At 42.9% G+C, this 13,475-nt stretch carries 9 protein-coding genes and 1 CRISPR repeat array; of the genes, 4 read left to right on the forward strand and 5 right to left on the reverse strand.

What is annotated here, in order from left to right; all coding sequences use genetic code 11:
- Positions 1 to 40 precede the first annotated feature (40 nt).
- Positions 41 to 1,321: a CRISPR direct-repeat array (repeat unit 37 nt; unit sequence GTTTCAATCCTTGTTTTAATGGAAGTAGCTCTTAAAG).
- Between the two features lie 291 nt (positions 1,322 to 1,612).
- The 3 genes from Q0954_RS29425 to Q0954_RS29435 all read right to left on the reverse strand — a co-directional run bounded on the left by Q0954_RS29425 (position 1,613) and on the right by Q0954_RS29435 (position 5,785).
- Complete coding sequence (locus tag Q0954_RS29425) at positions 1,613 to 2,653, reverse strand: membrane dipeptidase (RefSeq protein WP_299463962.1); 1,041 nt, start codon at positions 2,651 to 2,653, stop codon at positions 1,613 to 1,615.
- Between the two features lie 114 nt (positions 2,654 to 2,767).
- Positions 2,768 to 3,577, reverse strand: a complete 810-nt coding sequence (locus Q0954_RS29430) for a hypothetical protein (protein ID WP_299463965.1) — start codon at positions 3,575 to 3,577, stop codon at positions 2,768 to 2,770.
- A 348-nt stretch (positions 3,578 to 3,925) separates the two neighbouring features.
- The gene (locus Q0954_RS29435) at positions 3,926 to 5,785 is read right to left on the reverse strand and encodes a trypsin-like peptidase domain-containing protein (RefSeq protein ID WP_299463967.1); all 1,860 of its coding nucleotides are present in this window, start codon (positions 5,783 to 5,785) and stop codon (positions 3,926 to 3,928) included.
- 830 nt (positions 5,786 to 6,615) lie between these two features.
- Here Q0954_RS29435 and Q0954_RS29440 point away from each other — a divergent pair.
- From Q0954_RS29440 to Q0954_RS29455, 4 genes are all read left to right on the forward strand, one after another.
- Positions 6,616 to 7,545: an ATP-binding cassette domain-containing protein gene (locus Q0954_RS29440; protein WP_299463970.1), complete on the forward strand. Its 930-nt coding sequence runs from the start codon at positions 6,616 to 6,618 to the stop codon at positions 7,543 to 7,545.
- Between the two features lie 111 nt (positions 7,546 to 7,656).
- Entirely contained in the window at positions 7,657 to 8,409 is a 753-nt protein-coding gene (locus Q0954_RS29445; RefSeq protein WP_299463973.1) for an ABC transporter permease, read from the forward strand.
- 123 nt (positions 8,410 to 8,532) lie between these two features.
- The gene (locus Q0954_RS29450; protein WP_299463976.1) at positions 8,533 to 10,044 is read left to right on the forward strand and encodes a GldG family protein; all 1,512 of its coding nucleotides are present in this window, start codon (positions 8,533 to 8,535) and stop codon (positions 10,042 to 10,044) included.
- A 152-nt stretch (positions 10,045 to 10,196) separates the two neighbouring features.
- The gene (locus Q0954_RS29455) at positions 10,197 to 11,162 is read left to right on the forward strand and encodes a DUF4340 domain-containing protein (protein ID WP_299463979.1); all 966 of its coding nucleotides are present in this window, start codon (positions 10,197 to 10,199) and stop codon (positions 11,160 to 11,162) included.
- Between the two features lie 405 nt (positions 11,163 to 11,567).
- Here Q0954_RS29455 and Q0954_RS29460 read toward each other — a convergent pair whose 3' ends face one another.
- A complete protein-coding gene (locus Q0954_RS29460) occupies positions 11,568 to 12,326 on the reverse strand; it encodes an NADAR family protein (protein ID WP_299463982.1) in 759 nt (252 codons plus the stop codon).
- Between the two features lie 96 nt (positions 12,327 to 12,422).
- Positions 12,423 to 13,220: a DHHA1 domain-containing protein gene (locus tag Q0954_RS29465; RefSeq protein WP_299463985.1), complete on the reverse strand. Its 798-nt coding sequence runs from the start codon at positions 13,218 to 13,220 to the stop codon at positions 12,423 to 12,425.
- Positions 13,221 to 13,475 lie beyond the last annotated feature (255 nt).

The following is a 13,475-nucleotide window of genomic DNA, read 5'->3' on the forward strand; positions in this document are numbered from 1 at the left end:
AAGATCTGGGAGTACCTAGACGAAACTAGTTACATGTACCGTTTCAATCCTTGTTTTAATGGAAGTAGCTCTTAAAGTAGCTTTTTGCTACTTTTGTATAACAACAAAAGCGGTTTCAATCCTTGTTTTAATGGAAGTAGCTCTTAAAGATTATTGCGCTGTTTTTGGCTTGCCAACATTGCAAGAGTTTCAATCCTTGTTTTAATGGAAGTAGCTCTTAAAGATCTGGGAGTACCTAGACGAAACTAGTTACATGTACCGTTTCAATCCTTGTTTTAATGGAAGTAGCTCTTAAAGATCTATAATGACTTCATTAGTTTTATGAAGCTCCTGTTTCAATCCTTGTTTTAATGGAAGTAGCTCTTAAAGCTCCATTCACAAACAGATACGAAGCCATTTCAACTCGTTTCAATCCTTGTTTTAATGGAAGTAGCTCTTAAAGTCAGGATGTTACTCTGGCGAGGGAAAGCTCATCAGGGTTTCAATCCTTGTTTTAATGGAAGTAGCTCTTAAAGCTGGGTAGGCTGTCCTAAGCAAGCTGAAAAATACAAGTTTCAATCCTTGTTTTAATGGAAGTAGCTCTTAAAGAGGTTTAGTTTTAATGCCGTTCCAGATGAACTTAAGGTGTTTCAATCCTTGTTTTAATGGAAGCAGCTCTTAAAGAAAACTTTGCATCAAGGTGAAAACCAATCATTTCCTGTTTCAATCCTTGTTTTAATGGAAGTAGCTCTTAAAGAAGTTTATTCATATTACAAATCAATTCAAAAGAGACGTTTCAATCCTTGTTTTAATGGAAGTAGCTCTTAAAGCTGATAGTGATAATTTTAACGGTCGTATTGCAGCGATTTGTTTCAATCCTTGTTTTAATGGAAGTAGCTCTTAAAGGCGGTGGGTACTGCTGTCCTGGCTTACTTCTTTTTGTTTCAATCCTTGTTTTAATGGAAGTAGCTCTTAAAGAACTGCCACAATTGCCACAATTGCATAATTAGAGATGTTTCAATCCTTGTTTTAATGGAAGTAGCTCTTAAAGTTCATTCTTGGTTTTGTTTTCTATGCGACAAGCACCGTTTCAATCCTTGTTTTAATGGAAGTAGCTCTTAAAGTAATTCAAGTATATGTTTTATCGCATCCAGTTTGCGTTTCAATCCTTGTTTTAATGGAAGTAGCTCTTAAAGTATTAATTTTGCCCATAAAAAGACTTAATAAGATCAGTTTCAATCCTTGTTTTAATGGAAGTAGCTCTTAAAGTACCCCTACCAACAATATTTACAGTAACCTTTTCTTGTTTCAATCCTTGTTTTAATGGAAGTAGCTCTTAAAGTCGTCTTTCTTTGTTATCAACTAGTTACCAGTGAGTTACAGTAAAATCACTATAGGTTAAAATCAAAAAAATCAACACGTCAAAGTGCTTTTTAAGCCTGTTTTGGTAAGTTTTCCGAATAGACAACTTACTTATAATCAGCTTGTTAAAAGCGTATTTGGCGTCACCCAAAATAAATTACCCTCCGGCAAAGGCTTTTCTGTACTGGAGCACTTGTATAGACGACCACAATTTGCACATCTTTTTTGATATTTGGTAGCCTTTGAATAAATATTTTACCAAATAATTGACTCAACGTTCACCCCCACCCAATACCCGCAAGGCGTTGCGCCACATCACCGCCTCAATCACCTTTGGGCTAAAGCCCCGTCGCTGCATTTCAGTGGCAATCTTTTTAGCATGTATTAATTTTCTTAAGCCCTTTGGTGGGCGAATCAAGCCCTCCAGATCGCTGCCAATAGCCACGTGCAGGTAGCCGGCAGTTTTGATCAAATAAGCCACATGGTCAACCAATAATTTTACGGAAGCCTGGGCAGGATTTTGGGCAATTAAAGGACTATGAAAACACACCCCTACCAGCCCTTTACTGGCAGCAATGGCGCGTATTTGGGCAGGGGAGAGGTTACGAGCTACCGGGCACACCGCGTGTGCATTGGCGTGGCTGGCAATGAGCGGAACCCGTCCTTGGTTTTGAGCTACCACCTGAGCAAACGCCTGTTGTCGCAAATGTGATACATCTAACCAGATATTGCGGGCAATCAGCCGCTCCACCAGTTGCCTGCCTTTGGGCGAAAGCACCGTGTAGTTGTTGATAAGGGTAGGTACTTGGTTTTGGTAGTGTGGGTCTTGAGGCGCGACCAAAAAATGGTTGTGAAACCAGTGTCCAATGCCCACCATACGCACCCCGGCATTGTAGAGCGAGTCTACCCAGTGCAATTCTCCATTGAGCAAGTGAGTGCCCTCCAGCGCCAGCATCCAACGCATTTTGTTGGCAGTTGTTTTGGGTTGGTCAACAAATTGCCATTGTGGGCAATGTTGGCGAATATATGCCTTGAACTGCTTGAGAAAAGTAAGCACTTGAGCAATGGTGACGGTGTCGGGGTGTGTCATGCTAAAGCGTGGAATACCCATCGAAAACACCATCAACCGAGTATGGAGCTGGCGCATTGCCCGCAAGTGTACAGGGTAGCGGTGCTTGGCAAGCCCTTGTACATCGGCTTGGGCAAACAAGCGATAAAGCACACTGTTATGAATATCGGCAAATCCTTGGGGTTGTTGTGCCTGTAGGTTGCCACAAAAGAGCAAAAGTACCCCACAAAGTCTGATAGACATGCGCTATGTATTGTGTAAATGGTTTGTGATTATTTGAATACAAAAAAGCCGACAAAACACTCAGGCTTCGCCGACTCGCTATTAAGGGTAATCAACAGTTGTGCTTTTAGGCTTTTACTTGCCACGAATTAAATACTTTTGGTATACTGCCTCTAAAAACTGGGCATCGGGAATATAAAACCCGGTAGACTCAAGCCGTATTTTGTCGGAGGGTTTTAGGTGGGCAGGCAATTGAAACGTAAGCGTGATAGCATCACCTTTTTTAAGCTTTTGGTATTGTCCATCGTTGTGGGCAAGTTGGGCAAGCGTTGCCTGCTCCTGGGGCAAATAGGTTTGGCCATTAAGCCTGACCTGAACTTGGTCGAGGTGGGTAATTTCGTTTTTTTCTTCTTGGATTTTTATTTTCAATACCCCATTTTTTATGGCTTGAGGATCCACCTCATACACTGTAGTGGTTTTGTTTTTGGCTCCTACTACATCTTTCAAAATCTCGGTTTTTTTCATAAAACATTGGCCATCATACACATACAACCAAGGGCAACTCAGGCAGTTCCAATCTCTAAAATCTCCGGCATTATAATACGCCTTTAAGTTAAACTTTTTACCGACGGTTATTTTTTCAAGTACTACCCCATCGCCCTTGTCGGTGCTGGTGCTTGCTTTGGGGTTGTATACCACTATAGTATATACTCCTGGAACAATGTTTTTGAAGGTGCAAGGAGTATCTTTGTAATCTTTGCTTTTTTTCTTGGTTTGCCACGCCGACCACCACCCATAACGTCCGGCATCTTTTACTTCCTGGGCGCTTATAAGTGCCACCTTGCACTTGGTATAGGCATTTATCTTAATGGTTTGTGCCGAGAGTTGCCCCAACGACAAGCAACAAGCCATCAATAAACTTAAAAAAAGTTGTTTTTTGATCATGATAAGTTTTTTGTTCGGTTTTAAGCCAGCCCTAATTGTAAGTAATTAGCTATAAGCTACAAGTAAGTGTAAATTGCTTATAACGTGATAGTTACATCTATTTATTAGATATGTTGAATGCTGTCTCTGTTCTTACATTCATAATACATATACTCAGGTTACCAAACAACTTTGGGCAATACTTTTATAAGCGTCTCAATAAAAAAAGCACCCTGATATAAGTCAGGATGCTTCAAACCTTTATTCCCAATTAATATTTTTTCTGGGTTAAGAATCTCATGCGTAGGGTAAGCCAAACTTTGCTCACTGCAGGTATACCTGGTGAGTACGACCCAACCCTACTGTTGGCTAACGTACGACCAATCGTTTGGTAATAGTTTCGTTGTTACGCTCTATTTTTATCAGGTAAATACCCGGAGCCAGCGAAAGTGCGTTGGCAGACACTTGGTTGGTGCCTGACTTTAGGGCGAGCACGCCCTTGGTTTGCCCCAATAAGGTATGTATAGTAGCCTTGGCACCTTGAGTGCCCAGTTGTATGGTAAACTGATTTTGGGCAAGGTTGGAGCCTACTACCACATCTTGCAAACTGTTTTCGTCTTGTGTACCCAGCACAGGCACTATAGCCTCGCTACTTACCCGTTGGGCTATTGCCGACACCCTGCCACAAGTACCTTCATACACTTTTACATTGCTAAAAGTAGAGTTGTTGCCACTGCCGCTGTCGTGGTCGTTGATAAACAACAAGGTAGACATATTGCCTGTATAAAAATTGCCCACCGGAATGGTATAAGTGACCGTGCCCGATCCTCCGTAATTGTCGTAGTTGCGTACCCCATAGCTTTGCGTACCGTACACCTTAAAATAACGCGAAGAACTCAAAGAGTTGTTGTCTTCAAAGCCCACGGCATGAATTTCTCCTTCCGAGCTGCTGCTAAACTGAAACTCTATCACCGTATTGCTGGTAACCGTGTAATTAAAAGGAATGGTTTTCCAGGTGTTGTTCTGAAGTACCAGGTTTTTACCCCCATTGTTGATGGTGTAGTTTCCGCTTACGTCCTGGTTAGAGAAAGACGAAATCTGGTAATCGTTAAAATTGATCACCTCACAGTCTCCCCCCGGAGGGTTGCCGTCAAGTCCCATGGCGTCCCAAAAACCTGCCACCGTAGCCCTTACTCCAAAGTTGCTACCCGTTCCACTGGTAGTGCATCCGCCATAACCGTGTACCCCCACCGCTTTGCCAGTGGCTGCATCTATAATAGGGCTCCCTGAGTTGCCCCCTCTGGTTTCAGTCTGGTACCTTACCAAAGTACTGCTGGCAGATACCAAAGGACCCGTGTGCGTTTGTTGCGTTTGATTGTCGCTGCCATTGTCTACCCCAAAACCAGTAATGGTAATGTTGCTGCCTGGAGCACTTTGTACCACGTCAAAAGATTTACCCTGGGCTTGTATGGCGGTCAATCCGGTTTGAGTATTGGCTCCTGCTGTAAACACCGCCCAATCGGTTACGGGTTGCCCAGACACATACCCCGAAACTGCACTACCAATCGGGTACTGGTCTTTGGGTGCCGGGTGTACAATGCCTCCGTTTGACGACGACTTGGGCACATTAAACTCTAGCACTTGAGCACGACTGGTAGCACAATGCCCCGCAGTGACAAACTTACCGTTGGTAATGATCCAGCCAGTGCAGCCAATAGGCACAATTCTACCAATGGCGGCATCGTTGGCATCTACCCGGTCGTCTACCGGGCCACATTGAGACTTTGTGCTGGGTTTGGGGTCGCCAATGCCCAGCTCTACCACATCTACACTGGCCGATTTGTCATTGGCGGCTGTATTGAGGGTAACCGTTACACTGTGGCCATTAAAATAGGCACTGGACGACTTCCAGGTTTTGATAGCGGCAGCATTTAAAGTTTGTGAGGCACCGTCCAGGTCAGAGGTAATAGTTACTGAGCTGGCATTGCCTAATTTTATATTGTCAAAAAATAACCTAAGCCAGGTAGCGCCCGGCTCAGAAATGGTGTACGAACTTCCTTTTTTTTGTGTCCCGTTGTTTTGTATGCTTAGCTTATAACTTTTATAGTGACGGGGCAACTCGTCTTGAGCTACTGCGTGCCAGGGTAAAAAGCAAATAACAGCTACAAAAAGGGCGCTAAAAGAGGTCGAAATCAGTCCTCTGCAATGATTGAAATAAGTGTAATTCATTGGAGTTAAATTTTGATAGTTGTGTAATAGTATTAATTGGGTTAAGGTTTTTGCTTTAAATACACTCATTTATACTAGTTGTATATATCAACTAAATGTTTCAACACTATGAATTGACCATTCAATAAATGGCGCAATATGATATTAAGGAACATGTTCAAAATAAGTGTCGAGATTGAGGGCGTATACTCGAGGCTGGCTGAGGCACTTTTTGCAGTCGTAGCCATAGCTACGGCGAAAAAAGTAACGAAAGTCAGTAAAGAGGATATGTTCTAAACCGGACAGTTATTGCGATCACGTTCCTAAATAATAATGAGTGATGTTGTTCAAGTCTCCGTAGATGCCTGAGTGTGGAGGGGTGCCGATGTAGAAATGTATACTTTTGTAAATCAGTAAATAACTAATTATTACAATACTTAAATAAAAATAATATAAGCCATATTTGCAAGAAATCAGAAGAATATTTTTAATTGAAAAGGCTCAGAGGCGAGTGTGTAGGCAAACCTGGCTAAAAGTCCTTCATTCATTCCTAAAAAAAACATGCAAGTTTCCTTTTGATTATATAATTTTGCTGCCGTTTTGAAAAACATGGATTGATGACTGTAGTTTAAAAAAGTCAGCCATATCATCAATACTCCGCAGTGATTTCAGTCAAAGTTGGTGGCTTGTTTAGGCGTAAAACCGACGCACTTTTAAAAATAAAGTGAGTACGCAATCTGAATATAAAATGCTGGTTTACAGTATTTAACAAGATGAATATTTACTCGAATCGGCTATGGACTATCGACTAAATACTATGGACTATTGTATAATTGTAACCACCAAAAATTATGGACATCAAGATAGAAGGAATAACCAAAAGCTATGGTAACCAAAAGGCGGTGAACAACATATCGTTTGAGGTGAAGACTGGGGAAATTTTGGGGTTTTTGGGACCCAACGGTGCGGGTAAAACTACTACTATGAAAATGATCACCAACTACATAGCCATTAGCCAGGGTGACATTACCATAGGGGGCAAGTCGGTGAAAAAACACGCTGATGACCTAAAAAAACACATCGGTTATTTGCCCGAACATAACCCCTTGTACCTGGATATGCCCGTGATGGACTATCTTATTTTTTGTGCCCAACTGCAGGGAGTAACTAAAAAAGACCTGAACAAACGCCTGATAGACATGATTGTGCTGTGTGGTTTAGACCGCGAAAAGCATAAAAAAATTGGGGAGTTGTCTAAAGGTTATCGGCAACGCGTAGGGCTTGCCCAAGCAATGATCCACGATCCACAAATACTGATCTTAGACGAACCCACTACCGGGCTCGACCCCAATCAAATTGTAGAAATACGTAAACTGATTCGTGAACTGGGCAAGGCTAAAACGGTGATTCTCAGTACCCATATACTGCCAGAAGTAGAGGCCACCTGCGACCGCATTTTGATTATTAACCGAGGCAATATTGTAGCAGATGGTACTGCCCATTCGTTGCGCAACAAAGCCCAGGGGCAGGAGGTACTCAAGGTAAAGATTGAAGATGCTCAAGCTCCTGAAGTATTGGATAACCTTAAGCAACTTGAGTCGGTGTTTTCGGTCACCACCCTTGACGAGGCAACTAACTATTTTCAGTTAGAGAGCCAACCCGAAAAAACTTCCAAAAGAAACATTTTTCAATTGTGTGTAGATAAACACTGGGTGCTTACTGAAATGACTCCGGTAGAAACCCGCCTGGAAGATATTTTCCGTAACCTGACAATGAATTAGTTTTACAGGTAGTTTCAACTAGAAAAATTTATATAAAGTCCTAAGCAGGGGGCTTGCGACTTGTCGCCTGAAGCTTGCCTCTATTGGGACTACATAACTAAAAAAAGTATTATGAAAACAGTTTGGGTAATTGCAAAACGTGAGCTCAGCTCATTTTTTGACTCGCTCATTGCTTATATTATGTTGATCTTGTTTTTGGGTTTCAATGGTTTTTTTACCTGGCTCGAAAGCGGCAACGATGTGTTTTTCTCTGGGCAAGCCAGCCTGAGAGGATTTTTCAGTATTGCGTTTTGGACATTGTTTTTCTTTATCCCGGCGCTCACTATGCGGCTGCTTGCCGAAGAAAAAAAGACTGGTACTATAGAGCTGCTTTTGACCAAAGCCGTGACCGACCGCCAAGTAGTATGGGGTAAGTTTCTCGCCGTATTTATACTCATTGCTATAGCACTATTGCTCACCTTGCCCTATGTGTTTACTATAGATGGCTTTGCCCTGTTGGGGTACGACGGTCTGGGCAATTTAGACCTGAGTGCTACGCTGAGTGGCTACCTCGGTTTGTTGCTCATGAGCGCCATGTATATAGGCATTGGCATATTTGCCAGTAGCATCAACAACAACCAGATTGTAGCTTTTCTGATGGCGCTCCTGATAGGCATATTCTTTCAGTTTATATTTGGCGCCATGGCAGGCAATGCTACTGGCTGGTTGGGCGAATTGTTTGAAACCTTGAGTACTTCGGCGCACTTTGAGAGCATTGCCCGTGGGGTAATAGACACCCGTGACATTATATTTTTTGTGTCTATAGGTTGGCTTGGTTTATTCCTCGCCGAAGTATCATTGACTAAACGTAAGGTGATTGATTGATAAGTTGCAAGCAGCGAGCTGCAAGGGGTAGGTACCCAACAATTTTTAACCATAAATAAGATAAGTACCACCCAGCTTGTTGCTTGTTACTGTAGGCTTGCTACTCATTAAAAAGACAAACAAATGAAAAGAAAACAATTATTAACTGCCACCCTGCTTACTGCAGGTATATTGTTGCTGCTCAACCTGTTGGCACGTGAATACTCGTTGCGGTTAGACTTTACGGCCGATCAAAGATATACCTTGAGCAAAGTAACCAAAGATATATTGAAAGACCTGAACAACCCCGTGACGGTTACGGTGTACTTTTCGGACAACTTGCCCCCCCAGCTCTCAAAAGTAAGAAGAGACTTTGAGGACATGTTACGCGAATATGCCCGCAGGTCGGGAGGTAACCTGGTGTACGAATTTATCAGCCCTGGCGATGACCCCGCCATTGAACAAAAGGCCATGCAAAGCGGCATAAGCCCAATAGAAATAAGTGTACGTGAAAAAGACCAGCTCAAAAAACAAAAAGCGTACATGGGCGCAGTCATTCATAAGGGTGAACAAAAAGAAGTGATTCCGGTCATTGCCGGACAACCCATAGAATACGCTTTGTCGTCGAACATTAAAAAACTATCGACCGCCAACAAACCCAAAATTGCATTTTTGCAAGGGCACGGTGAGCCTCCTTTGATGCAGCTTGTCCAGCTCAATCAAATGCTGAGCGTGTTGTATCAGCCTAAAGCCTTGTTTTTGAGCGATACTGCCAACATTGCCGAAGACATCAGAACTATAGCCATTATAGCCCCCCGTGACACCTTTCCGGCAAGGCACATTGCCCAACTGGAAGCGTTTGTGGCAGAAGGTGGCAACCTGGTGCTGGCGCTCAATAAAGTAGATGCCCCCAAACAGTTGAATGTACCCCTTACCGCTATACATACCGGGCTGGAGCCTTGGTTGGCAAAAAAAGGGATTACGCTGGATAATAAAGTGGTCATTGATGTACAATGTGGGCAAGTAAGCATTCCACGTAGGGTAGGCAATATGACCCTACAGTCACAAGAACGTTTTTTTTACTTTCCTTTGCTCAACAAATTTGCTGATCACCCTGCCTCTAAAGGGCTCGAAGCAGTACTTTTTCAGTTTGCCAACCCTTTGAGTTTTAATGGCGATTCTACCAAAAAATTTATTCCATTGGCCTATACCTCCGAGCGTTCGGGAGTATTGCCCGCCAGTGCCCCTATTTCGCTGGAGCGCAACTGGCAAGAAGCTGACTTTAACGAGCCCCGGCAAGTAGTGGCAGCTGCCCTGGAGCACAAAGCCGAAGGAAAAGCCAAGTCTAGGCTCGTAGTATTTGGCGATGGCGATTTTGCGGTAGCAGCCCAACAGGGACAACAGGTAAACGAAGACAACGTCCACTTTATGGCCAATGCTATAGACTGGCTCTCAGACGATACCGGGCTGATAGACCTGCGCACCAAACAAGTAAAGTTTCGTCCATTGCGTCAAGGCATCAGCGAAGGAACCAAGAGTTTTTTGAAATACTTTAACTTTTTGTTTCCCATCTTGCTAGTCATCATGTATGGCATTGTACGCATGCAAAAACGCAAAGCCATTCGCCGCATGCGCATGAGCGAAACTTCGGTGTAGTTGATCAACTAAGTATGTACCAAGACAAAATTAAATATACCTAATATGCAAGTGTAACTATCATATTATGAGATAGTTATCTTTATTTGTAGCACCGATATACATCGGTATCTAAGGACTTGCTGCTACTTACTTACTAAAAGAAATAAACAATGTATAACAATAAATTACTTGCGGCCATATTTGTTGGGCTATTTGCCCTTTATACCGTTACCAAAGCAGTAAAGGCCAACCAAGGTAGCCGCACCTTTCGCAGCCAAATAGTAGCCATAGATACTGCCTTGGTACAAAACATTGTGCTCAATCCTCAAGTAGAGCAACACCAGGAAATAAGGTTGAGCCGCACTGCACAGGGGTGGGTGCTACAGCGAGGCCAAATTCAGGCACTTGCTCAAAACGGCAAAATTGCTGCCTTGCTCAATAGCCTGCGCGATGTAAAACCCCAACGCCTGGTAGCAAAAAGTAAGCATAAGTGGGCTACTTATCAATTGACCGATTCGTTGGCCACCCGTGTAACTTTATTGGGCACCAATGGGCGCCAGCTTACCAGCTTGTTGGTAGGCAAGGCAGAAAAGGGAGGAACTGTTTATGTACGTTTGCCTACCGAAAATGAGGTATACGCCATTGACAACTATACAGTGGCAAGCCTCAACAAACCTCTGAACCATTGGCGCAATCAAGACTTGCTCAATTTTGTGAGCACCCAAGTAGACAAGGTGGAGTTTAATTACCCCGCTGATAGTAGTTTTACCCTCAAAAAAGACAAAGAAGGGTGGATAATGGACGACGCCAAAGCAGACTCTAGCCTGGTGTTGGCTTACCTGAATGCTATTGCCAGCAAGCGCAGCGATGCCTTTGTCAATGACTTTCAGCTCAATTCAGCCCCTCAGTATATGTTGACCCTTTCGGGAAAAAAACTTACAAAAAATGGCAAACCGACGCCCGTCATTGTGCAGGCATTTGACAAAGGTAACGAAGTATACCTTCGGTCAAGCGTGAATCCATTGGCAGTGTTTCGCAGCAAAAAAACAGGCATGTTTGCCGATATTTTCAAGGTCAAATCCGACTTTATAAAAAATACGAACGACAAAACCGATTCATTGACCAAGGCAAACTAAACAGCATTGGTGTATACTACCTGCTTTGTTATTGGAGGGGAGGCGATCAGTTTTACCACCCTCCATTTTCTTTTAAAATAACGCATACATTTAATCAATCTAAGGAATGGTGAGAAATTAAATTACCATTCTTGAGGTAGAGGTTTTGTTTTGAGACGAGGCTATTTTTTGCGCCCATAGCAGCGCTACGGGCAATAAAAATAACGAAGTATCAAGGCGAAAAATCACCCCTTAGAGTGTAAATTTATTTTTGAACAATTCCTAAGGAACGGTGTCAAAATAAATACGCATTCTTAACCTCATCTTTTTTGGACATGCTTCGTTAAAAAAACTTACCATAGCTATGGCTATGCCGCGTTTTTTGACCTCGCCTGACCAAAAAATATTTCCTTAAACTATAGAACTTTATTTTTGCATCGTTCCTAAGCGGGGTAACTGATGGCGTGCCCGCATCAACAATGTGCCCAGGTGGTTGTGCCCTTTGCCCGCGTTGCCAATGCCCCAGTATTCGTCATAAGGCGAGTTTTCTATCAGCAACAAGTCGCCTGTGTTGCGCAGGGTTTGGGCAATTGCAGGATGAGTATTACACTTGACTTTGATTGCTTGCCACATAATGTCAGATTTTATTTGATCCCAATTATCCTTCAACGGCAACTCACGGGTTTTGCCTAGTTGGGCGGCTTCTTTTGGGGTAGGGGCAAGCCTTATTTTTTCGCAGTAGGCGGGGGCATCAAACTTTTGGGCTTGGTAATAATGCTCTACTGTAGGATAAAACAAGCCATTCATTTCGATGCCAAAATCGGCAAAATTGGACAGCTCGCCATAAGCTTCTTCTTTAGCATAAAAGTAAACCGCCTGACTAAAGTCAAAAGTGCTCTCGCAATCTTCTGCAATTTGGTCTTTCAGCACCGATACTTGCCAATGATTAAGCAAATAGTGTGTACGTAGTACTTGGCGAGGCAGTATTTGCTCTTTAAACGCTGCCTTATTCATTAGTTCAATGCTCAAGTATTCGTCTTCGGGTTGGTTGCCCAAATTAATCCTGAACTCTTCGAGTGGGGGCAGCTCAAACTCAAAAGGAACCAGGTAACCTTTATCATAGTGAACCAATACTTGTAAAAACAAAGGAGCTTGGCTAATAAACGTAGTGTGGGGTAAGATCATTTTTTCTTTGTGTAATTTTAGCCTTTAGCTTTTTTTTCTTTGTGGTAGTGGGGGGGGAGTCTTTATAATTCTGGAATAGTTCCCCCCTGTCATTCTCTACCGCTTAATATACCCTGCGGCATTTTTGTGTCCACCTCCCCCAAACTCTTTGGCTACCAGCGACACGTCAAAGTCGCCCACTGAGCGCAGACTATAACGGGTTTTATCACTTGTTTCAAAATGGACTACCGAAAATGGACTATCGGGGTAAATCTCGCACAAACGATTCCCAATCTCGCTTTGCAATACGCCACTGTTTACCGAAGGTACCGTATAATCCAGAATTTGCACCATTCGGGCATTTTTACAAAGTTTGTCTACAGTCAGGGTTTGATAACGTAAAATAGCTTCCCCCTCGGTAATCAGCGTATTGAGGTCAAACCTGTCCCAAAGCTTAAAATCCATTGTATAAGAAGTAAGCGAAGCAATCACCTTTTTGGTATCTTTTAGGTCAAACCTCCATAAGTCCTTGTCTTGAATATGCAAAATAAGGGGAGGGATTTCTTCGTTCGGGTGAAAATGCTCCCAGGCAAGTACTGCCCCGCTTTTGTCCATATCAAAAGTAATCGAAAGATTAGGCGCGTCGCCTTCAGTAATCCCCCCCAACTCTTCTTTAGCCGTTTTGTGGTGGTCTAACACCGTTACCTCGTGCATGAGGCTTGCCAGCTCTAAAAGTTCGGCTTTGGGATAGCTAAAATCTACGATAAACACCTCCGAACGATGTTTCAACTTAGGCATGGGGTTGTCATACTTTACAGGCAAGTAAATGGCTTTGTCTCCGTATATCTTCCAGACTGCATAAGCAGCGCCAAAACCATCGGTACAATGGGCGTGGTAAAGTACATAAGTTCTCATTATTTCAAATCGTTTTTTAAGGTGTATTATAGGCTAAAGGAGGCAATTAATTGCCAACAACCCTTAGAAGATGATTACCGTGTTGAGCGTCATTTCACAAAAATAATTGTAATGAAGGTAGCGAAACAATACAGCAACCGCGTGTCAATTTTTGATAATGTACACGTATGCTGTAAACTCTAAGGAATGGTGAGAAATTAAATTACCATTCTTGAGGTAGAGGTTTTGTTTTGAGACGAGGCTATTTTTTGCGCC

Origin of the sequence: uncultured Microscilla sp. (genome assembly GCF_947493425.1) — a bacterium.
Classification (GTDB): domain Bacteria; phylum Bacteroidota; class Bacteroidia; order Cytophagales; family Microscillaceae; genus Microscilla.

Coding starts and splice junctions, on each gene's coding strand:
- Q0954_RS29440 (WP_299463970.1), top strand. CDS start 6,616: ATGGACATCAAGATAGAAGGAATAACCAAAAGCTATGGTAACCAAAAG.
- Q0954_RS29445 (WP_299463973.1), top strand. CDS start 7,657: ATGAAAACAGTTTGGGTAATTGCAAAACGTGAGCTCAGCTCATTTTTT.
- Q0954_RS29450 (WP_299463976.1), top strand. CDS start 8,533: ATGAAAAGAAAACAATTATTAACTGCCACCCTGCTTACTGCAGGTATA.
- Q0954_RS29465 (WP_299463985.1), bottom strand. CDS start 13,220: ATGAGAACTTATGTACTTTACCACGCCCATTGTACCGATGGTTTTGGC.
- Q0954_RS29455 (WP_299463979.1), top strand. CDS start 10,197: ATGTATAACAATAAATTACTTGCGGCCATATTTGTTGGGCTATTTGCC.
- Q0954_RS29460 (WP_299463982.1), bottom strand. CDS start 12,326: ATGATCTTACCCCACACTACGTTTATTAGCCAAGCTCCTTTGTTTTTA.
- Q0954_RS29435 (WP_299463967.1), bottom strand. CDS start 5,785: ATGAATTACACTTATTTCAATCATTGCAGAGGACTGATTTCGACCTCT.
- Q0954_RS29430 (WP_299463965.1), bottom strand. CDS start 3,577: ATGATCAAAAAACAACTTTTTTTAAGTTTATTGATGGCTTGTTGCTTG.
- Q0954_RS29425 (WP_299463962.1), bottom strand. CDS start 2,653: ATGTCTATCAGACTTTGTGGGGTACTTTTGCTCTTTTGTGGCAACCTA.